This window comes from Burkholderiales bacterium, from assembly GCA_035543335.1.
Classification (GTDB): Bacteria; Pseudomonadota; Gammaproteobacteria; order Burkholderiales; family JAHFRG01; genus JAHFRG01.
Map to the genome: position 1 here is coordinate 1 of DASZZH010000022.1, position 20,426 is coordinate 20,426.

Sequence of the window (20,426 nt, forward strand, 5' to 3'; positions counted from 1 at the left end):
CGTAAGCGCCACCCCGCGTTCCTTTACCAGCTTCACTGCCTCAAGCTTGAACTCCCGGCTGAATTTCCGTCTTTCCATCGTACACCTCCATAGGTATCATCCTACCTTAACAAGGTGTCCGTGAAACCGGGGGCAGCCCAGGCAGAGACCTCGTTATCCAAGCTCTCCTGCTGACAGCCGCAGAATTTCCTGGAACAATTCCCTCGGCACCATGACCTCGGCCATTTGGAAGATGACGTAGCGGCCATGCGCACGACCGCCGGCGCCGATATCCTTGCCATCAGTTTAGCTTTTCCAATCAAGTGAGCTGATCCCCCAGATTTGAACAACAATTTTAAGTTATTACAACACCTGTTAATCCGCAGGTCGTAGGTTCGAGCCCTACTCGGGGAGCCACTCCGGGCTCGAACCCTGTCTAATATTTGATAAGTCGCCAAGGAATGATGAGGCCTAGCAACAGAGAACCAAACGAGAAATTTTGACAGTGATTCTGGCATCACTCTCATCGAATCAACTAGGTACGGAATTCTTGAGATTGGACTTTAGGTTGGCTCGAAAAAACGAGGAGGCTTCAAGCCAAGCCCGTCATTATGGACAACAAAAACTCAACTACTCTTTTCGTTTATTCCAATACAATAAGAATTCATTAGAAAAATAAATAATAAATAGATTTAGGTAAAGTGATCCAAAGAGCAAGTAACTTCGGCTTGGCACATATCCGAAATGGGCAAACCTGGAGGCCACAACCTGTGCTAGTAGTGCGCATAAAATGATATTACCCCCACCTAGCTTGAATACGGATATTTCAATTGCCGCAGCAATCGCACCTAATATAAACATGCAACAGAATAAAAATGGAAATGAGCCTGGATAAAAACAAAACGCCAATATTCCAGGAAGTGAAATATAATGATATTTAGTCCTATCTGTATATCTATATGGCGATGTGATTAAGTTCGTATCGTAAAAACTCATTTTATTAGAGGGGGTCTCTTTCCACGCTTCGCTCCATAGATCCCAACCTTGCTTTGGATAACTGGAGACGGCCATAACACCCTCTATTCCAACCCACCGATCAAGAATGAGCACTGCTGGTGTCTCTCGACCTTTCGCAAGTACCTTTATGTTGTTTATGTGCAATTTTAGTAGCAGTTTTTTAAAAGCATCAAATGATCTCAGGTCGCTAATATTAATTGATTCCAGGACTCTAGGATCAATTGATCGCAAATGCTCAACCAGAATAACTGAGGTTCCAAACAGCAGTATAAATATTAAGAATGAGACTACTAAGAAACGAAAACTCGATTCTATGGAATAGAATTTCAAGCTTCTAAACACCCCGTAGCCTAGAGCACCTGTATTTAGAATCATCCCTCGACTTAATAGAGACACATTCGTGAGAAAACCTTCCACTAAACTTAAAATGACGACTGGATAGGATGTTTTCTTATTGAGCGTAAATTCAAAGTGAAGTATTAACGCAGAAATGGATGCAAGTCCAAATAGTAATAGCCAGCTATAAATCCCGCTAAGCCCATAAGGCAAGATTGTTCGGGGTATAGCCCCTCTTTGATAAATCCCAAAATAAATGTTTATTACGGCAACAGTGACAAATAAAATAACAAATCCTAACAAAACAACCTTTCGATGATGTTGGTAGACTTGTATCAACCCTTTTTGAGCAACTTCGGTTATCTTTTCCGGGTAAGTAAACACATACTTTGCTCGAAGAAAACTGACTGACAATAGTCCAAGGAAGCCACAAGAAGTGACAAGTAGCGCCCGATCAAATGCCGCTCCAGATCCGTCAAAGTTACCGACAGGTTCATGGAATTGACCGTCCAGGAAGGCGACTCTAAAAGTCAGCTTAAGCCAGAATCCAAGCCAGAAAAAAATGCCAATAAAAGTATCGAAAAAAATGGCATTTTTTCTAAACCCAAAGTAAAGCAATGCAGTTGATATTATTGTAAATAATACATATATCTGACCTTGACCTGGGTATTCGAGAAATGCCAAAAAAGACAGGACACAAATTAATGCATAAAAAATATATAAGTAGCGTCGAGGAGGCATATATCGACTTTCTTGATTATTCATCCCTATAATTTTCTCACGCGATAATCAAAACCTTCTGGATTTATTGCGCGCGTGCCGAGCAGGCGCCTCTTGTCTGCCGTCCGTAATGACTCGATACGCGCCAAGAGCAAGCCCCATAGAAAGAACGTGATGATCCCTGGATATGGCTGTCTGAGGCCGACCTTCAAAGAGTTGTCCACGAGCAATAAGAACAGCACCACAACGGTCAACCCAAGAAAGCTTGGAGAAGCAAGAATGGCTTCCCTATATCGAAACACCATCACGAGCGTGTAACCGAGCACACCCACCAACGGCAAAACAGCTAGGCTGCCGAAGTTATAGACAAAATCCAGGTAGTAATTGTGTGCGCTTTGAAATTTCGAGCGGTCCGGACGTTCAGCGTGCCCGAATATGAACACCTTGGAACCGCTCACGATGCTCTTGGCGTAATATTCCCAATACTGCAATCGCTTAGCTACAGGTGTTTGGGCTATTTCTTCACTAAACTGGACCTCTGCCGGAGTTAATTCCGCTCCTTCGGCAAACTTCTCGCGAAGCTGAAGCTCCTTAGGAGTTAGTTTCGCTCCAAGGAAGGCAAACTTCTGCGGGAAGATGTAAGCGTCCTTGAAAGAAGAACTCATAGCAACGGGAAGGTAACATGCAGAACTCAGAAACACCAAGAAGACGACAAGCATCGCCAGTTTATCAAGTCCAAGCCGCCATCGATAAATGGCAAACCCGATGACGCCTACAATCATTGCGCTATACGCCAGCAGCGAAACTGAGGCCACAGCATAGATGCCTATCAGCGGTGTGAGCAGGATAAGTAGCATTTTGAACCGAGGAACTGGCCATAACGAGTAAAGCGAAAGGAGATAGCCACAAATGAAAATTACAGCCACATACTGAAGATGCTGATAGATGCTGAATAAATACAAGTATGACGAAAGCATAGTGTGTCCCTGCACCCAGCTTATTACTAACTGGATTGGGACCAGTATAGACAAAATGTAAAGAACCACCTTCTCAAAAATTAGAGCATTTGAGCTACTCCCTTCGTAAGTCTGTCCCAAGACAAGCGCGAACATCGGCAAGATAAACTGGAGCAGCAAAAGAAGCTTTTCTGGTTTATTGATAACCTGGTCTTGGGCTGAAACAATGCACGCTAGAAGCATCAAACCGAACGACAGGAAAATAACCCCCAACGACAGAGATGCGCGTTTATATCCTCCAAGAAGCAGTATCCCTCCATAACATGCGAGGATTGACAACGGTAAAGGCAACTTCTTCAGAGATCCCTCCGAGTCAAAAACAAATGAGGGGTCGTGAAAAATGTTTCCGGTCAATTGGAAGAACAGAGGGAAAAACAGCAGAACAGCTACCAATGTTCGAAACATCCCGCTGGAGAAACCCAAGCGTCGATCGCCCATCGTCAGTCCAGGTTGCCCACTAAAGTAAAACACAAAGTGACCCGCCGCGAGTTTCTGTACCAGTTGATGTAAAGTAGTTTACTGGTTTTTGCGGTTCGTTGGCTGCTCGATAGGGTTGCTCCTTTCCGTTGTTGTAAGTCCCGGTGCTGGGTCTTCCGGTGTTGAGATCACGCATGAGATGATCCTAGCGGGTGCGCATCGCGTGTAGGACCAGTGCGGAGATATGCCCCTTGCTAGAGCAACAAGTCCGACATTCCCCAGATAAACCTCAGTTCCGAGCGCCAGAGTAGCCAACTGGGCTCCCTGCGGCCATCTGGAACGCAGTTGAAGGGCGCTCCTCTCCTCTACCACGACCGTCGAACACGCCCTTTCCGGGCTGCTGATGTCGCGTTTTTCCGTCCTCAAGGCGCACCTCTCCCCTTGTTTGTCATTCCCGCCGTCACCGCCCGCATCAAGCCGGAACTGGCGGCGCCCGAAGTTGAGCAATCAGCACGCAGATTTCCGGTGCCCCCAGCCTATCGTGTATAGTTTCTATCCTGGAAATCCAACAATGACGCCACGTTATCTTATCATCGGAGCATCCGGTTTTATTGGTTCGCGGTTGTTTTCGTTTCTTGGTCCTGACAACGCGGTGGCCACCTATTGCACTAGGCGCGTGGCGGGCGGCGTATTTTTCGATGCAGCCAGCATGCGGCTTGCTGATGCTGTATTGAAACAGCATAACGGTCTGACACATGCATTCATATTTCACGGTATCACCAACATTGACGCTTGCGCGCGTGATCCGCAAGGAACAGAGCGAGTAAACGTTACCAGCGTGCTCGCGGTTATCGACGACCTTATTAAGCACGGTATCGTGCCGGTATTCGCTTCCAGCGATGCGGTGTTCGACGGCACGAGAGGTATGTGGACTGAGGAGGACCCGGTAAATCCAATTTTAACTTATGGCCGCCACAAAGCGCAGGTTGAGCGTTACTTGCAAAAAAAATCTTCCCCGTGGCTGGTGGCGCGGCTTGCCAAAGTGACAGGCGCCGGGCCTGGGCAGGCTGACATACTCAGCGACTGGATGGATAAACTGGAATCGGGTGCGGAAATCCGTTGTGCCCGTGATCAGGTGTTCTCTCCGCTTGGTGTGGATGACGCGATTGATGCCATGCTTGGCTTGGCGGAAGGCGGCCATTCCGGGATTTTTCACGTGTGCGGCTCACGGCCGGTGACACGTCTGCAGTTGCTGCAGATGCTGATCGAGGAGATCGACAAATATCGCGAGCTACGGGCGCGGATCATTCCCTGTAGCATTCGCGATTTCGAGTTCGCCGAGTCACGGCCATTCGATACCTCGATGTCACCATGCAAGCTGTATGCAAACTTGGGCCGCAGTTTCGATGATCCGCGCGAGGTATGCCGTAAAGCCGCAGCGGCCCGCTACGGCGGGCGGTCCGTGCCGCAGGGTGCGGGCCACGCAAATGCGCAGTAGGTTGCCAGCACGGCTGGACGCGGTTGGCGTTCTTTTCATGCAGTGCCTGCCGAGCAAGCCGCAGCAAAAGGCCGGGTTGTGATGAAGGAGCCAAGCATCGCAGTCATTGTTCCGAACCGGAACGATGCGCGTTATCTCCCGCGCTGTCTTCGCTCGGTTCTCGAACAGGCAACGCCGCCTGAGGAACTCATCGTCGTGGACGACGCGTCCACGGACGACAGCGTGGCAACCATCAAGTCCCTGATTCAGGCTAACTCGCGGGCGCAGCTTTTTGTGAACCCCGTAAACATAGGCGCGAACCGCACAGTCAATGATTCATTGGGACGCGCACGGAGCGAGTATGTACTGCTGTTGTCGGCAAACGATTACGTGCTGCCCGGAATCTTTTCGCGCGCCAAGACCTGCCTGGCGCGCTCGCCGGGTGCAGGGCTCTGGTCCGCGATGGCGTGGCTGGTGGACGAAGACGACCGGCCGATCCGTCTGCATCTATCGCCCATCGTCGCCCTGAACGACGCTTTTCTGCCGCCGGAGCGTTGCATAAAGCTCGCGCACCGCTTCGGTAACTGGTTTACCGGCACTACACTCATCTATCACCGAGATACGTTGTTGGCGGTGGGTGGATTTGACCCTGCGTACGGTGCTCCAGCGGATCTCTTCACCGCTTTGACGGTAGCGAGCCTGCGGGGGGCAACCTACTCTCCGGAGCCGTTTGCCGCAATCCGGATTCATGCCGGCAGCTACTCCTCGCGCGATTTAAGTGACATCGCGGGACTCGATACGAGGCTGGAGCAGCTCCGGGCACGCGGCCCCCGGTTGTCACCGCGGCTGTTCAGCGGCAAGTTTTTCGAACGCACGGCTTCGCGTTTTCGCTTTGCGGCAATACGCGTGTCGGGTGGCGGATTGATCTCGGATGTTGCCGTGAGAGAAGGAGGATGGAAAGGCGCTACCTTACGCGTTGCGGACCAGTTGATTCCTGCGAGCTTGCGAAGGGTCCGCGTAGCCATCGCATTCCTGGTCCTCAGGCCGTTCGATATCGTACCCACACTGGTGAACCGGCTGCTCGGTTGGGCCGTTGTCAGATTGCGTGTTCAGTTACGCGGACGCGGATCACTGTGATACAGCGTCAAAATAATTTCGACCTGCTGCACACGCCTAGGCAGGCTACTGGGATCTCATTAACTGTGCCCCGCTCTAGTAGCGCGGATGACAGAATTAAAGCTGTTGCCAGCAGCTGTGTGAAAGTTGCGTCGCTCATGGAATGTGGTTTGTGAGTTGCCGGCGCGCCGCGCCGGCAACAGGCCTGTCAGGCACGCGCTTTACCCCATATTCTGATAAAATTTGCTGTTGCTCTTCGCTTGAAGCAGAAAGCGAATATGCGGATGATACCGGGCTTTATTCGCCATGCCCCGACCCATTTACTGTGCGAGCGGATGCCGTAAACGACTATGACCATAATCAATCACCAAACCATACTTGAAACGGGCCGCTATCGCGAGTTGTCCCTGCGTGATGCGGACCCCGCTATTATCGCCAGTCTCCACCGTTTCATGCTGCGCCTGCGCCGGTGCGAGCAGGCGCTGGCTAAGGAGTACCACCCGGCCGACGAAATGCGCTGCCCGGTTCATTTCTGTATCGGACAGGAAGCGGTGCCCGCAGCGCTCAGCGAGTTGCTGACTCAGGACGATTACCTGTTCAGCCATCATCGCTCGCACGGTCATTATCTTTCCAAAGGCGCGCCGATGCGCGCGATGTTTGCCGAGCTCTACGGCAAGGAAACCGGAGCGAACGGCGGCAAGGCGGGTTCGCAGGACATCTCCTACGGTCCGGCCAATTTTTTCAGCGGCGCCATTCTGGCTGGCGCAACGGCAATAGCGGTAGGAGCGGCACTTGCTTTTCAATTGCGCGGCGAGAGGCACGTAGTGGTGGCCGGCTTTGGCGAATCAGCAACCGACGAAGGCATTTTCTGGGAAACCATCAGTTACGCGGCACTGCGCAAATTGCCTGTGATATTCGTATGCGAGAACAACAAATACTCGGTCTTTTCGCCGCAGCTCAAGCGCCAATCGGCGGACAATATCAGCGAGCGGGTCGCGACATTCGGCGTGAAGAGCGTACCGTTGTTCGGGAATGACGTGGTCAAGGTTCATGCCGCCATCGCGGCCGCGATCGACGATGCGCGCGCAGGCAGAGGACCTTCTTTCATAGAAGCCTACACCTATCGCTGGAGCGGACATTACGGGCCCGAAAGCGATGATCTGGTCGGTTACCGCTCACCCGAGGAGATTTTGGCATGGAAGGCGAATTGTCCTATCGCCTTGCTGGAAGATGCCATGATATCTCGCGGTTGGCTTTCGGATGCCGACAAAGTGGAAATAATTCGTGGCATCGATGAAGAAATCGCCGATGCCTTCCGTTTCGCCAAGAGCAGTCCGTTTCCGCGCGCTGCAGACTGGGCATCGATGAACCTGAGCACACAGAGCCCGCTGGCCGACAAACTGCTTCTCGACGTCCATGTCGACGAATTCGATGAAAATCAAATCGCTGAGCAGGCAAAAGGCTACTGAAACTGGAGATTGATGTGGAAAAAGCACGTTCGCTGCGCGCCCATGCCGCTGCTGACCAAAGTACGGCGCAGCCGCTGCCGGCAACCCGTAAATGCTCTTATGCTGAAGCCATCAATGAGGGGCTTAGCCAGGCCATGGAGCTCAGCGACCAAGTATTGGTCCTGGGGCAGCTTGTCGACTACAAGCCGGGTGTGTTCGGCACGACTACCGGGCTTGTCGAGAAGTTCGGCACCGACCGAGTCCAGGATTTTCCGGTTGCCGAAAGCGTGATGACTTCAGCGGCGATCGGCGCCGCACTTGCCGGAATGCGGCCGGTTCTGATCCACCATCGGCTGGACTTCATGATTTATTCGATGGACGCGATCGTGAACTGGCTCTCGCTGTGGCGTTTCAAGTCCAACAACGAGACGGGACTTCCGGTCGTCATACGCGCGATCGTAGGCAAGGGCTGGGGGCAGGGTCCGCAGCATTCCAAAAGTCTTCATGCGTGGTTTGCTCATCTGCCCGGCGTGAAGGTGGCGGTGCCCGCCACGGCCTTCGATGCCAAGGGGCTGCTCCTTGAAAGCATTTTTGGGGAGGATCCCGCGATTATCATTGAACACCGCTCCATGTTCGGCCTGGTCGGTAACGTTCCGTCCCAGCCGTATCGTGTGCGATATGGCAAAGCCGTAATACGCCGCAAGGGCAAGCAGGTAACACTGGCTGCGATCGGTATGATGGTGCCGCTCGCGCTGCGCGCTGCAGCCCGGCTCGCCACGCAATCCGTAGACGCAGAAGTAATCGATCTTAGAACCGTGTCGCCGCTCGACATATGCAGTATCTGCGAGTCGGTTGCCAAGACCGGCAGACTGGTCGTCGCCGATCCGGCGTGGTGTACGGGCAGCGTGGCGGGGGAAATCATCGCCGCGGTTTGCGAACGCGAAGGGCGGCGCCTGAAAGCGAATCCGGGACGGGTATGCCTGCCGGACAGTCACACGCCGATGAGCTCGGCGCTGGAGGAAGTCTACTATCCCAACGAGGTTTCGATCGTAAATCAGGTTCTCACGCAATTTAAATGAAAACCTGGTGTGTATTACCGCTGCAGGCGCAGGCATGCATTGTCAGGCAAGGCAATCTGCAAGCGCCAAGCGTGAGTGATTGCAGCGATGGTGATGCGGGCCGCACAGAAAGTAATGATCACCGGCGTAAGTGGCTTCATCTGCCGGAGGTCGAAATCCAGGTAGGCTGAGTGGGCTCTCGATTAGGCGTAATTCGCCAATTCCTTACCGATATCCGGAGCGCCGGGCGTGAACGATTCGCCGGTCTCTTCGACCTTTCGTACCTGCACTACGCGCTTGGAGATGCGCTGACCGCGCAAATGAATATCGCCTGTCTGGCCCGTGAGGCAGGTTGTACGGGAATAGACCTCTGCTTGTTTGTTGACCCAGTCTATCCCGCGGCGCAGGCCCAGGATTTTATCAACCGTTACAATTACCCGGTGCATCTTGACAACCTGTTTCCGGCATTCCTCTGTCTGCCGGGGCTCAGCTCAATTCGCCTCGTCCGGGATTCGGTGACGGCCGGGCTCATCCTGTGCTCCCTCGCCGCAAGCCGCACTCCCATGTGGCCTTCCCTCCACCAACATCTGCGGCGCCGCATGACCTACCCGATGAGTCACGATATCATCAACCGGTTTTACGCACGCGAGGGCTTTGTGCCGCAGCTGGCCGCTCCGAGGGGCTACGGGCGGTGGGCACGGGAATTCCTTCTGCAGCACTGGCCAGACCGGTTTGTCGTGTGCATCAATCCTCGCCAGAGCCGGCTCAATGCGATTCCGGCCGCAACGTACCGCGATTCACCACTCAACGAATGGCATGCGTTCATTGATACCGTGGCCGACCGTTACCCGGACGTCCACTTCCTGATGCTCGGGGGTTTCCACGAGTGGGAAAGCGTGCTGACACGCCGGCCGAACGTCAGCATCCCACGCGTCATGGGACTGACTCTTGCACATGAACTCGCGCTCCTGCGTTCGGCTGACTTGTTCATGGGAGCTTCTAGCGGATTCTCGACGATGGCAACCTTCACTGACGTTCCCTATGTGATCACCAATTACGAGCATCTTTTCGCGTCGGTAGCGGGGGTTGAGGTTAATGCGCCCCGCTACCCGTTCGCCACCGAGCATCAGCACCTCGTGTGGCTGAAGGAAGATGCCGCGCTGCTGATGAAGTACTTCGAGGCCGTGTACCATCGCCTTCAACCACAGGAATAACGCGAACATGTTGGAGTTCATAGCTCGTTTACCTGGCCGTCTCGGCCGGTTATATGGGTGGTTCACCGGGCGGCGCCCGTTCCCACCCACAGTGAATTCGCCGCGCCAACTCTATGCCCTGATTGCGCATAATATGATCCGCCGTTCGTACTTCTTCCGCACGCTGTACGCAGTAGCAGCTAGCATTTTCAAGTATAAGGAGCGAATCTTAGCGGACCGCATTAACTTCGGCGCAAGGCTGCATGGTCCCGTAACCGTCGACACGCTGCGTAACGCGGTGCTGTGGCAACGCTACGTGCTTAATGCCCCGCCGTCCAAGCTCAAGGCCCACGCGAATTTCCACATTTCCGGCAACGCCGAGCAGGTGCAGCTCGATCGCCTGATGTCGCTCCTGCTGATGTCTGACGTATTTGCCAACGTGAACGTGTTTTTCGACGAGCAAGCGGCGCACGATGCCCATGTTTTCGCGCTCACTGTCGCCGAGGAGCGCCGGGGACGTGAAGATGAGTGCGATCTCGATGCGTCCCAACAGGTCCGCGCAGAGATGTTCGACAACCCAGGCTGGACGCGGATCTTCTCGACCACCGGCTTCGAGCGGAACGCCAACAACTACCTGAAGACTGCGCATCCCGGGGCGTTCGTTGTGGCCCTCGGTCTTCCCGAAAACGACGAGGGCTTCTGTGATGAGTGGATCGGGCCGTGGGAAGAAGCGGTTCGCGCCCTCGCGCCCGAGTTCCCCGATGTAACCTTTGTGGTGCTGAACAGGGTGGGGCCGATTGCTCTCCAATCGCCTGCAGGCTCGATGCGTAGTGCGATTGCATTCGCCAGGAAGGCCGGGCTCACGCTGGCGGAGGCCGCGTGTCTGGCCCGGAAGGCAGACGCCTTCATTGGACAGATGGACATGTTCGGCCTGGCCGCGCGCGCGGCGCGGCGCCCGGGGGTGTACATGATGAGCCCTGAGCGCGCGGACTTGTCTGATCCCGAAGCAGGTATTATTCACACGGGATTGTTGGCTCCGAACGAAGCGATGGCGCAGTTCCGGGCCCTCCTGGCTAACCGCCCGGCGCCGGCTGCAGCAGCATCTAAAGCGTTGTCAGACTCGGAGTCTAACAAGCGTCTGAGACGCTAGGCTCCGGTATCTCGAACGCAAGTCCGAGACGGAGCTAGCTATTCGCCTCCGATTCGTTCGCTCCTGATTCGGGTTAAGGAGTCCAGGAGCTTGGGCATGTCGTCAGGGGCAAAAAAGCGGGCTCGCCAGTATGCCAGTGCCAGATGGATTGGGTCCCGGGCGCCGCTGCCTGGCTCTACGGTGAGACGAATCTGTTGGCCATCCAAATCAATTCCGCTGAGCATAAAAGCGACCTCTGTTTCTCGAACACGTCGGTTGATTTCGTCCCGTGTAAAAAAGCGACTATTCTCCGGGGGATAAGGAATGGCCAACCGGGTCGTTTTTTGGAATGCCGCTGAAATAATCTCGGTCCAGATTGAGGTGGGGTAGTTCCATGTCCGCAGGGTTCTATCCCTGGGAAGTTTGTCGATCACTTGGATCACAGATGCCTGACCGACAAGCTGGTCATGAGCAACCTTCTCGATGGCGGAGCGATAATAAGCGTAATGGGCTTGCCAGTCAGCGTGATTTCGCCAATTGGAAAATGATTGCGCGACGATAAGAGCGGCAAAAGCGCCTATGGCAACTCGCCGCCGGAGGAGCCCTGAGCCCTGCGGTTCGGGCGCTTGGAATGACGCTCGAAGCTTCAAGAGCATGCAGAACAGCGCCGCTGTGATCCAACTGACGGATAGGGGAAAAAGCACACTGTCCCGGCTGTTAAAGCCGTACGCATAGAAAGTGCGCCGCCCTACTAAGTAGTAAGGCAATGCCGTGCCGAGCAGCGCCAGAATACCAAGGCCGAATAACATTTTAAGGTGGCTTCTAGCCGCCTCGGCGTCGTTCTCGAAACGCGCCAGCACCAGCCGGCTGCCAAGGAACACAATGAGGAAGATCACCACCGCAGCCAAAGAACCGATTGGAATTGAGAAAGGGACAAAAATATTGGTGCCCAAAATGTCCGGAATGAGCCGCAAGTAGGAGATGAAGATGCGGATCCAATCAAAACTAATCTTGTTGTAACGAACATATATGCCCACGCGCGGCATCAATGTCTCTTTGAGAACCCAAAAAACAATGGGAAGTACAAGAAAATCCAGGTGACGGATAAGAAATACCCTCGCGTTCAAGAATAATGTGCGCAAGTCTTTTAGTTCATTCTGCAGAGAGGCATAAAACACTGCGGGAACCAACGCATAAAAAAGCACAAGAAGAGAGTTGAGTGAAAAGGAGAGGAACAGAGCAGAAAGGGCGATCACCCGAATAGCAAGCCTGCGCCTCGTGGAGGAGGCCACCTGAATGAAAAAAAGCATACCTACCAGGAATGACGCAATAATCAAACTGTATATCAGCCCGGCTAAATGAAAACCTTCTCCGCTCCATGCGGGACAGCATGCTGCTGAAGCGCCTGCCAACGTAGCGAATAGCAGATTTCCATGTGCGACCCTCTTCGAAATCAGCATGATGAGAACGGCGCTTATTATCACGCTTGAAAAGTAGATTATCTTGGCGATCAGGACCGAAGTTGCAGCGTGTTGCACGAAGGCAATGAACGGAAAATCGACGAGAATATATGGCGTAACGCCATAACTGCTAAAAAACTGAAACATCCAATCCGGCCGTGCCTGAGTGATCCAGGTCAGCACAATCCAATCGTCCCACATGATGCTATCGCTGAGGAGCGCCGGCCAGTTCGCGAATATTCCCACAGCGATGACCAGAGCTAAAGCGGTGCCACGCGTTAGCGGCCTTTCCTGATTTAACAATTGGGAACCAAGGGCAGAAAGAGCATCCAAGGAAGGAGGCGGATCGGCATTTAACGTCATGAATCTCTCGCATGCAGACGGCGCTCGTTACAGTAACAGTTCTTCGCTCGTCGGTCTAGCAAGACGGCAAAGGTCTTCATGTTAAAATAATCAATTTGGAATTAAGCTTTTTTTGCGGGATAGGCTGTGACGTGACAATTTCTTGGTCATTCCGTGAGCCTCAAGGAGATGGTGCGTTGGTGTTGCAAGCTAAACTGGATGCGATAGATGAGTAATGACCTCCTCATATTTATCTCGACTTACAACGAAAGGGAGAACGTTGAGGGAATCCTTCGACAGATATTGGACCTGAAACTCCATGCGGATATTTTGTTCGTTGACGGCAAGACGCCGGATAGCGTGTACTTTAATTCGCTGCCGCAGAAACTGGCAGCTTAACCCGCAGAGCTTCACTTATCGGAACCTAAATTCTGTCTTAACGAGTGGGGCCACTTCTGTCAGGATGTCGACTCAAGGATTTTACAGAACTGCGAATACTTGGGCTGAAAGTATGAATGTCGGAAGAAGATGTGAATAACGAGACTGGAAAACCCAGATGCCAATTTACTACTGGTGCTATGGAGGATTATTACTCATTGATATATCTGGAACAGGGAAATTTAAATATGTTTCTTGGATCTAATACGCGGAAAGAGTCTTAAATTGAGGACCGCTTTGAAATACAAACGGCTTGTTGCTAAATGCTTGACCCTATCGGCTAAATTTGTATTGACCGTTGCATTGTTATGGTACCTTTTCCGCAGCGTGGATTTCCGAGACATGCTGGTCGAACTCAAGAATTCCAATGTATTTCTCCTAATTGCCGGCATCGTCCAGCTCAGCCTTCAACCTTTGCTTGCATCATTGCGCTGGCGCGTTGTCATGAGCCGTCTTGGATCTACTTTGCCATTCATGCAAATTCTGCGCATCACCTATATTGGTACTTTCTTTAATCAAGCGCTGCCCGCTACTGTCGGAGGTGATGCTGTACGGATGTGGCTGGCCCATAAGTCAGGTTGCACCGTTAAAAATGCTATGAACAGTATCGTGCTGGATCGCGCGGCAATGTTAATGGGTTTGATTCTCATGGTGGCGCTGACCATGCCCTGGCTGGCACATCATATTGAAATGGGGAATCTGATATGGCTGGTTCCACTCTTGTTGATTGGCGGAGTGAGTGGACTCGCGATAGTCATGTTGGGGGACAGATTGTCACGGTCGCTGCACAAATGGCGCGCCGCTCGGGCAGTGGCTTACCTTGCAGCAGATACAAGGCGTATATTTCTCACTCCCGACTCGCTAGGGATCGTGATGGCTTTATCTGTAATCGGTTGCATCAACATAATAATAGCGGTTTTCTTTTTTGCCTTGGCTTTTGATCAGAATGTACCTTTGTTTTATTTCTTGACATTGATTCCCCCGGTTATTCTGGTCAGCACTCTTCCGATTTCCATTGGCGGATGGGGCACACGCGAAATGGCAATGGTTTCTACTTTAAGCACAGTGGCGATCCAGCCTAGCATTGCACTGCTGATTTCCGCTTTTCTTGGGCTGGGCAGCATCATTATCAGTCTGCCTGGCGCCATATTCTATTTACTCTACCGCCACGGCATGACAGCCGGTTATGCTGAGCAGCGCGACATCTTATGAATACAGAGTTAGGCACCGCTCAATCTTGCCCTTGCTTATACCTGGAACGTGGCTTTACATTACTTGGACGCAGTCGGTAAAAGTTTGTTATAGCTACGGCAGAAACATATCTGATGCATCATCTTGATTTTTCGCTTTCACCGGTCATGCTTTATGCATTGATTGCCGGTACGGCATTACCGCTGTACCTGCTAATCATCGTGCGGTTGCCTATTGTTGCTGAGCGTAATGCTGTGCAGTTTCTGATTGGTATTCTCGTGATGATTGCATTTTGGGGCGGGGCCTTTTTGCTATGGCCGGGAGCAGGTAAAGCCACCTTCGGGGATATTGTGGCTGCTTTAATGATTCTCTGTGGATTGGGTTTATTTTATTTGGAGGCGTGGGCGCTGCTGTCACGTGGGTATACCCTTGGTTTGCTTTTAACTTTGCTGAAAGCAGACAGGCCTTTGACGGAAGGCGAGCTTGCACAACGCTATCGAGGCGGTGAGGGTTTGTCCTGGATTATGCAGCATCGTTTGTCCGGGCTAATCGCTGCTGGCCTTATTAAAAACCAGGAAGGAGTGCTTACTCTTACCGCTTTTCCGGGGGTTATGGTGGCGTGGTTATATAAAATTAGTATTGGTGCTATTGGCTTGCAAAGGACTGGGTAATGACTGAGGCATTTTTCAGCGGAGTATGCGGTTTCACGGCTTATTTGGTTCTTACTGCTTGTCTGCTGCGATTGCTCCAACGAAAAGCGCCTGCGCTGGTTGCCATTACTGCATCGATTCTGGTCTATATGGTAGTGCTGCTGTTTGCAATACTTTCGGGCCGCGTGGTAATGTTTTGGTATTTATCCGCCACTTACTGGTTCCTGGTGTTGTGCTTTCTTGTTATGTTTGGGGCGGTCTACAAATCCATATCACTGCGCATTTTGTTTGACCTGTTAAACCAGCCCACCAGATCAGAACTTTATGCCCGTATTCTTGAGCGTTATATCCAGCAGGAGAGTTATATGAGTCGACTCCAAGTAATGATGTCCGACGGGCTTGCAGTACAGCTGCCGACCGGCTTCCAGCTTACTGAAAAGGGCCACAGGATTGCTGCGACAATCCATGCAGTCCAGCAAGCATTTAATATTCAGCGGAGTGGGTAGAATTTCGAACTCGATGGACGGTCATTAAGTGGCAAATCCGCCTGAATCCTTATCACCTGATGAGCACAACTTGGCTGAGACAACTCCCTCGAATATTGATGTTTCGTTTTTTGTTCCCTGTTACAACGAGGAGGCTAATGTCACCGGCGCAATCGAGAAGCTGGTTAATGCTTCGAAAATCAGCGGGATTTCTTATGAGATACTGATTTTCGATGATTGCTCACAGGACCGGACGGTTGATTGCGTCAGGGCCTATCAAAACAATCATCCCGAGTTCCCGATTCGCTTTTTCACTAATGAAATCAACCGTGGTGTTTCGCGAAATTTCGTAGAGGGGGCATTTATGGGAAAGGGAAAATATTACCGCCTGGTTTGCGGCGATGATATCGAGCCTCTTGAGACACATTTGGAGGTTCTGAGGCACATTGGCCAGGCCGATATAATTATTCCGTATTTCACCGAGATTAGAGGACGTAAGGCGTATCGTCGTATTATCTCTAGGCTTTACACGGCATTGGTCAATCTGGCAAGCGGTTACTCATTGCGATACTACAATGGCTGTCCTTTGTATAAACGCTACGACGTTATGCGCTTCCACGTGGAAACCACTGGCTTCGGTTATCAAGCTGAATTCCTGACCCGTCTGTTGCACGAGAATAAATCTTACTTGGAAATCCCGCTCATTTCGGTGGACAGAGAAGGTTCCGGTTCCCTCAACCTGAGAAATTTTCTGTCCGTTGCCCATTCTCTGTTTAAGATTGCACTGAGGCGGTTAAGGGTATATTTGTTTAAGTAAACGTGTACTCCCTTTTCTTGTGAAATTTTAGTGAAATAATACTTACGTGAACCCGGCCCAAGCTGAAGTCATAGCTAATCCCACCTATTACCAAAGGCGTGGTCAGTGTCCATGCTGCGGAGCCACATCGTCACGTGCGAAACCGGCGATGGCATCAATTCCTCCAGCGGAGTCTTTGGCGCTGGAGGAACACGGTAAATTCCTTTCCGGTTATGCTTCTGCAAGAGTCTTTTTCACCTATTACAAATGCGGTGATTGCGAAGCGTTATACTGCCCCACTTACTACAGTCATGAACAACTGGATCAATTATATAGCCGTCAGGCCGAGAACATGGCTGAAGTGCCGCTCGCGGCACGTTTGCGTACGCAAGAGGCTTACTCCAAGCCGCTGATGCTTTACAGCCGAATGGCCGGCGGCTTTCTGGAAATTGGCAGTGACATCGGACTTTTCGCGGAAACCTGCGCACGCGCCGGTGCATTTGAACATTTCTGGCTTTATGAACCCAACAGCGAAGTGCATGACCAGCTGGCTCACCGGTTTCAACATCGCAGTTTCACGATACGCAGTGCTAACTTTACGTCCGCTGACGTGCCTGCTGGGAGCGTCTCCACTGCTGTCATGATACACGTGCTGGATCATCTATTAGATCCGGGGCGGATACTGCGCGAAATTTACCGCAGTCTTGAGCCTCGAGGGGTGTTATTTGTCGTGACTCATAACGCGCAGTCCCTGTTGGCAAGGATGCTGGCCCGCCGGTGGCCGCCTTTTACGCTGCAACATCCGCATCTGTTTTCGCCGCGTTCAATAAAAATGCTTCTCACCCGGTGCGGATTTGAGACAGTTGAAATCGCCGATACGCTAAATTATTTTCCTGCAACCTACTTGCTGCGCGCTGCATTCACGGTATTGGGAATAAAATTACACTTTATCCCGGACTGGGAATGGCCAATGCTAGGTTTGAAGCTAGGCAATATTGCGGCCATTGCGCGAAAACCTTAGTTGTTTCTTGAAGGTTTATTAGAGCACCTAGTCGTTTGCAGCCTGCATGGGGTTGAAGTATTCTTTACGACCTGGGCCGGGCCTGACTTTAGGCCTATTCGCTAGTTATGGGGAGCGCAAATGTCACATGTTCGGAAGTATTTTGAGCAGGTGGGCGAGATCGCCCGCACCATTGACCATCAAGCCATCGATGCCATGGCCGAATCGCTCGCGGATTTGAGGGCCAAGGGAGGCAGATTGTTTTTTATCGGGGTTGGGGGAAGCGCGGGCAATTGCGGGCATGCGGTCAATGATTTTCGAAAACTATGCGGTTTCGAGGCTTATGCTCCAACTGATAATGTTTCCGAGTTGACCGCCAGGACCAATGATGAAGGCTGGGATACGGTGTTTGCTGCGTGGCTCAAAACGAGCCGTGCAACGGATAAGGATGGCGTATTTGTTTTTTCTGTCGGCGGCGGCAACTTGGAGAAGAATGTCAGCCCCAATATTGTCAGGGCATTAGAGTTCGCGAAATTACGCGGCATGAAAATTTTTGGGGTCGTGGGGCGCGATGGCGGTTATACCCGCAAGGTAGGGGACCAGGTAATTGTGATACCCACTATTGATCCTAATTTAGTTACCCCTCACACCGAAGCTTTTCAGGCTGTGGTGTGGCACTGCCTCGTGTCTCACCCAAAATTACAACAACATGCAACAAAATGGTAATTAAAACCTTTGAGTTCATTTATTATCAACGCGCTCTTTTAGCAAGACCGGTTCCGAATAAGCTTTTCTCTTGTCCCTTCAGGTTTGGGTCATTGGAATACCCGATGCTTCCTCATTGCACCGTTAACTGCTTCTTTCTTAATTTCCTGTTAAGAGCGTAAATAATTGGTACCACAATACGACCTCGTCCTACGAGACATTTACGATGGCTCCAAGCAATGGCGCTTGTGGGGTCGGCTGGGATGGGCCGAGGTGAGAGGCCGCTATCGGCGCACCGTTTTTGGCCCCTTCTGGGCTGTGGTCAGCCTTGCAATCTTTATTATTATCTTCAGCATCGTCTGGGCTCGTCTTTGGAAAGTCAACGTTGTCGAATTCCTCCCATATGTGAGCGCAGGAATGATTACCTGGACGATGTTGTCCGCAATAATTACCGAAGGTTGTGCGACATTTAACGCTGCCGAAGGGATTATCAAAACACTGCGCTTTCCTTATACAGTGCTCACCTGTGCACTGACATGGCGGAACCTCATTCTTTTTTTTCATAATCTCGTTGTTTACGTCGGTATCGCGTATTTTTGCGGTGTTCCGTTAACGTGGGCGACGTTGTTGATAATTCCCGGCTTATTTATTATCTGTGTCAACGGAGTGTGGGTCGCTACGCTGCTGGGCATGTTGTGCGCACGCTTTCGCGACGTGCCACAACTCATCACCATCTTTCTCCAGGTTCTATTATTTGTTACACCTATCTTCTGGACATACGACCAGCTTAGCGGCCGTATGGGCGTTGCCCTTGTTAACTTTAATCTTTTGCTCCACTACCTCGAGGTTGTGCGCATGCCGATGCTTGGCAAGCCGCCGACCGCCTATAGTTGGATCGTAGTTATCGCGGGCACGCTGATTGGATGGTTGTTCACGTTACTGGTTTACAGTCGCTTCCGGCGGCGCATACCTTACTGGCTTTAAGGGGGTTTTTTGGCATCAATTATTCTTGAGAATGTCACGGTTGACTTTCTGATTTACGGTCACCTGCAGAGTTTTCGCACTACGCTATTGTCGCGAGCCGGCGGATTGATCCGCCGGGAAGGCAAGCGCAGCGAGCGCGTGAGTGTGCGCTCGCTGAACAGTATTTCGCTTGTCATTGAACACGGGGATCGGGTTGCGCTTATCGGACACAATGGCGCGGGCAAGTCAACGCTTCTTCGCGTAATTGCCGGCGTTTACGAGCCTATTGCCGGACGTGCGATTATTAATGGCCGGGTGTCGCCCTTATTTAACACGAGCCCAGGGCTGAATCTAGAAGACACCGGTTATGAGAATATGCTGACCTGTGGACTCTTTCTTGGCATGACAAGAAAAGAAATTCGGCAGAAAACACCGAATATTGAGCAGTTCACCGAGCTGGGCCAATACCTCTCGTTCCCGGTCCGGACCTATTCCAGCGGAATGCTGATGCGCCTCGGCTTTGCCATCGCTACCGCGATCGATCCCGAGATACTGCTGCTGGACGAAGGGCTTGGAGCTGGCGACGCCCGTTTCGTTGAGCACGCCAATAAACGTATCGATGCGCTGGTCAGTCGATCGAGCATTCTTGTCCTTGCCTCACACACTGAAACGCTCATTGAATCCATGTGCAATAAGGCAATTCTCATGGACCAGGGACAAATCGTCATGGCCGGAACGGTTAGCGACGTCCTGAAGGAATACCGTCGGACGAGCGCCGCTTCAGTCGCCTCTTGATGGATAAGTTTAATACACCGGACGTCTGCTCGCAGACAAGATGTAATTCACGAATTGCTTTCAGCGGGAAGCATTAACCTCAACCTCAACAATAGCCGGCAGATCGTATCCAGAGGTTGTTTGTAACGTCATTCTAAAAGCGTGAGCTCAAGAAATATTGTCAAAACACCTCGGGCTGTTTTCCTCGACCGTGATGGGGTGGTCAACCGCTGCGAAGTGCGCAGAGGGAAGCCCTATGCGCCGCGCCGGATTGAAGATTTTCGGCTGTTGCCAGGAGTGAAGAATGCCGTGCAGGCGCTCAAGCGCGCCAATTTTCTGGTCATCGTTGTTACCAACCAACCTGACATCGGTAATGGGCTCATAAACGGTGTTACAGTCGAAGCCATGCACCAACGTCTCAAAGAGCGCCTGCAGGTGGACGATATCAAGGTTTGCCCGCACCGCCAGGATGAGGGTTGCGGGTGCCGTAAGCCTAAACCCGGGATGCTTTTGGAAGCCGCAAGACAATGGAAAATAGATCTTACCAACAGCTACATGGTGGGCGACCGTTGTAGCGATGTTGTTGCCGGGCAAAGCGCGGGTTGTTATACTATTTTTATAAATCGAGGTTACAGGGAAGGCAAGTGTCCCAAGCCGGATAGAATGATTAATTCACTTCCTGCCGCAGTTCGATTAATCCTTTCCCGAAAATGATG

Annotated in this window: 19 protein-coding genes; 16 read left to right on the forward strand and 3 right to left on the reverse strand. The window is 51.8% G+C overall.

Translation table 11 applies throughout. The annotated features are described in order from the left end of the window. Positions 1-609: 609 nt before the first annotated feature. Together VHE58_04235 and VHE58_04240 are read right to left on the reverse strand one after the other, a co-directional pair. Positions 610-2,097: a hypothetical protein gene (locus VHE58_04235; protein ID HVS26490.1), complete on the reverse strand. Its 1,488-nt coding sequence runs from the start codon at positions 2,095-2,097 to the stop codon at positions 610-612. Between the two features lie 2 nt (positions 2,098-2,099). Next, the gene (locus VHE58_04240) at positions 2,100-3,506 is read right to left on the reverse strand and encodes a hypothetical protein (protein HVS26491.1); all 1,407 of its coding nucleotides are present in this window, start codon (positions 3,504-3,506) and stop codon (positions 2,100-2,102) included. A 550-nt stretch (positions 3,507-4,056) separates the two neighbouring features. Between VHE58_04240 and VHE58_04245 the strand changes: the two genes are divergently transcribed. The 6 genes from VHE58_04245 (at position 4,057) to VHE58_04270 (ending at position 10,927) form a co-directional block, all read left to right on the forward strand. Then, entirely contained in the window at positions 4,057-4,983 is a 927-nt protein-coding gene (locus VHE58_04245) for a sugar nucleotide-binding protein (GenBank protein ID HVS26492.1), read from the forward strand. Positions 4,984-5,064: 81 nt separating this feature from the next. Next, positions 5,065-6,099, forward strand: coding sequence for a glycosyltransferase family A protein (locus VHE58_04250; GenBank protein HVS26493.1), 1,035 nt, complete (start codon positions 5,065-5,067; stop codon positions 6,097-6,099). Positions 6,100-6,428: 329 nt separating this feature from the next. Then, positions 6,429-7,547, forward strand: a complete 1,119-nt coding sequence (locus VHE58_04255) for a thiamine pyrophosphate-dependent dehydrogenase E1 component subunit alpha (GenBank protein HVS26494.1) — start codon at positions 6,429-6,431, stop codon at positions 7,545-7,547. Positions 7,548-7,561: 14 nt separating this feature from the next. Continuing rightward, positions 7,562-8,605 (forward strand): transketolase C-terminal domain-containing protein, encoded by a 1,044-nt coding sequence (locus tag VHE58_04260; protein HVS26495.1) that lies wholly within the window; start codon positions 7,562-7,564, stop codon positions 8,603-8,605. Positions 8,606-8,775: 170 nt separating this feature from the next. Next, positions 8,776-9,798: a hypothetical protein gene (locus VHE58_04265; GenBank protein ID HVS26496.1), complete on the forward strand. Its 1,023-nt coding sequence runs from the start codon at positions 8,776-8,778 to the stop codon at positions 9,796-9,798. Between the two features lie 7 nt (positions 9,799-9,805). Further along, positions 9,806-10,927, forward strand: a complete 1,122-nt coding sequence (locus VHE58_04270) for a hypothetical protein (GenBank protein HVS26497.1) — start codon at positions 9,806-9,808, stop codon at positions 10,925-10,927. 38 nt (positions 10,928-10,965) lie between these two features. Here VHE58_04270 and VHE58_04275 read toward each other — a convergent pair whose 3' ends face one another. Then, positions 10,966-12,729, reverse strand: a complete 1,764-nt coding sequence (locus tag VHE58_04275) for a hypothetical protein (protein ID HVS26498.1) — start codon at positions 12,727-12,729, stop codon at positions 10,966-10,968. 207 nt (positions 12,730-12,936) lie between these two features. Here VHE58_04275 and VHE58_04280 point away from each other — a divergent pair, with 207 nt between their 5' ends. The 10 genes from VHE58_04280 (at position 12,937) to VHE58_04325 (ending at position 20,424) form a co-directional block, all read left to right on the forward strand. Beyond that, complete coding sequence (locus VHE58_04280; protein ID HVS26499.1) at positions 12,937-13,107, forward strand: hypothetical protein; 171 nt, start codon at positions 12,937-12,939, stop codon at positions 13,105-13,107. 276 nt (positions 13,108-13,383) lie between these two features. Beyond that, positions 13,384-14,358, forward strand: a complete 975-nt coding sequence (locus tag VHE58_04285; GenBank protein ID HVS26500.1) for a lysylphosphatidylglycerol synthase transmembrane domain-containing protein — start codon at positions 13,384-13,386, stop codon at positions 14,356-14,358. Positions 14,359-14,471: 113 nt separating this feature from the next. Then, positions 14,472-15,008 carry a hypothetical protein gene (locus VHE58_04290; GenBank protein ID HVS26501.1) on the forward strand — a complete coding sequence of 179 codons (537 nt, stop codon included), beginning with the start codon at positions 14,472-14,474 and terminating at the stop codon, positions 15,006-15,008. Continuing rightward, positions 15,008-15,493, forward strand: a complete 486-nt coding sequence (locus VHE58_04295; GenBank protein ID HVS26502.1) for a hypothetical protein — start codon at positions 15,008-15,010, stop codon at positions 15,491-15,493. Before VHE58_04290 ends, VHE58_04295 begins: the two co-directional genes overlap by 1 nt. A gap of 28 nt (positions 15,494-15,521) precedes the next feature. Next, the gene (locus tag VHE58_04300; protein ID HVS26503.1) at positions 15,522-16,289 is read left to right on the forward strand and encodes a glycosyltransferase family 2 protein; all 768 of its coding nucleotides are present in this window, start codon (positions 15,522-15,524) and stop codon (positions 16,287-16,289) included. A gap of 148 nt (positions 16,290-16,437) precedes the next feature. Continuing rightward, the gene (locus tag VHE58_04305; GenBank protein ID HVS26504.1) at positions 16,438-17,289 is read left to right on the forward strand and encodes a class I SAM-dependent methyltransferase; all 852 of its coding nucleotides are present in this window, start codon (positions 16,438-16,440) and stop codon (positions 17,287-17,289) included. A 120-nt stretch (positions 17,290-17,409) separates the two neighbouring features. Continuing rightward, on the forward strand, positions 17,410-17,994 hold the full coding sequence (locus VHE58_04310) for an SIS domain-containing protein (GenBank protein ID HVS26505.1): 585 nt from the start codon (positions 17,410-17,412) through the stop codon (positions 17,992-17,994). Positions 17,995-18,219: 225 nt separating this feature from the next. Next, positions 18,220-18,957 carry an ABC transporter permease gene (locus tag VHE58_04315; GenBank protein HVS26506.1) on the forward strand — a complete coding sequence of 246 codons (738 nt, stop codon included), beginning with the start codon at positions 18,220-18,222 and terminating at the stop codon, positions 18,955-18,957. A gap of 9 nt (positions 18,958-18,966) precedes the next feature. Next, positions 18,967-19,731: an ABC transporter ATP-binding protein gene (locus VHE58_04320; protein HVS26507.1), complete on the forward strand. Its 765-nt coding sequence runs from the start codon at positions 18,967-18,969 to the stop codon at positions 19,729-19,731. A 141-nt stretch (positions 19,732-19,872) separates the two neighbouring features. Beyond that, on the forward strand, positions 19,873-20,424 hold the full coding sequence (locus VHE58_04325) for an HAD family hydrolase (GenBank protein ID HVS26508.1): 552 nt from the start codon (positions 19,873-19,875) through the stop codon (positions 20,422-20,424). Positions 20,425-20,426 lie beyond the last annotated feature (2 nt).

Bases quoted from the DNA above. Each gene is read 5' to 3' on its own strand.
- VHE58_04235 (HVS26490.1), bottom strand. From the start codon at position 2,097: ATGAATAATCAAGAAAGTCGATATATGCCTCCTCGACGCTACTTATAT.
- VHE58_04240 (HVS26491.1), bottom strand. From the start codon at position 3,506: ATGGGCGATCGACGCTTGGGTTTCTCCAGCGGGATGTTTCGAACATTG.
- VHE58_04245 (HVS26492.1), top strand. From the start codon at position 4,057: ATGACGCCACGTTATCTTATCATCGGAGCATCCGGTTTTATTGGTTCG.
- VHE58_04250 (HVS26493.1), top strand. From the start codon at position 5,065: ATGAAGGAGCCAAGCATCGCAGTCATTGTTCCGAACCGGAACGATGCG.
- VHE58_04255 (HVS26494.1), top strand. From the start codon at position 6,429: ATGACCATAATCAATCACCAAACCATACTTGAAACGGGCCGCTATCGC.
- VHE58_04270 (HVS26497.1), top strand. From the start codon at position 9,806: ATGTTGGAGTTCATAGCTCGTTTACCTGGCCGTCTCGGCCGGTTATAT.
- VHE58_04275 (HVS26498.1), bottom strand. From the start codon at position 12,729: ATGACGTTAAATGCCGATCCGCCTCCTTCCTTGGATGCTCTTTCTGCC.
- VHE58_04280 (HVS26499.1), top strand. From the start codon at position 12,937: ATGAGTAATGACCTCCTCATATTTATCTCGACTTACAACGAAAGGGAG.
- VHE58_04290 (HVS26501.1), top strand. From the start codon at position 14,472: ATGCATCATCTTGATTTTTCGCTTTCACCGGTCATGCTTTATGCATTG.
- VHE58_04295 (HVS26502.1), top strand. From the start codon at position 15,008: ATGACTGAGGCATTTTTCAGCGGAGTATGCGGTTTCACGGCTTATTTG.
- VHE58_04305 (HVS26504.1), top strand. From the start codon at position 16,438: ATGGCATCAATTCCTCCAGCGGAGTCTTTGGCGCTGGAGGAACACGGT.
- VHE58_04310 (HVS26505.1), top strand. From the start codon at position 17,410: ATGTCACATGTTCGGAAGTATTTTGAGCAGGTGGGCGAGATCGCCCGC.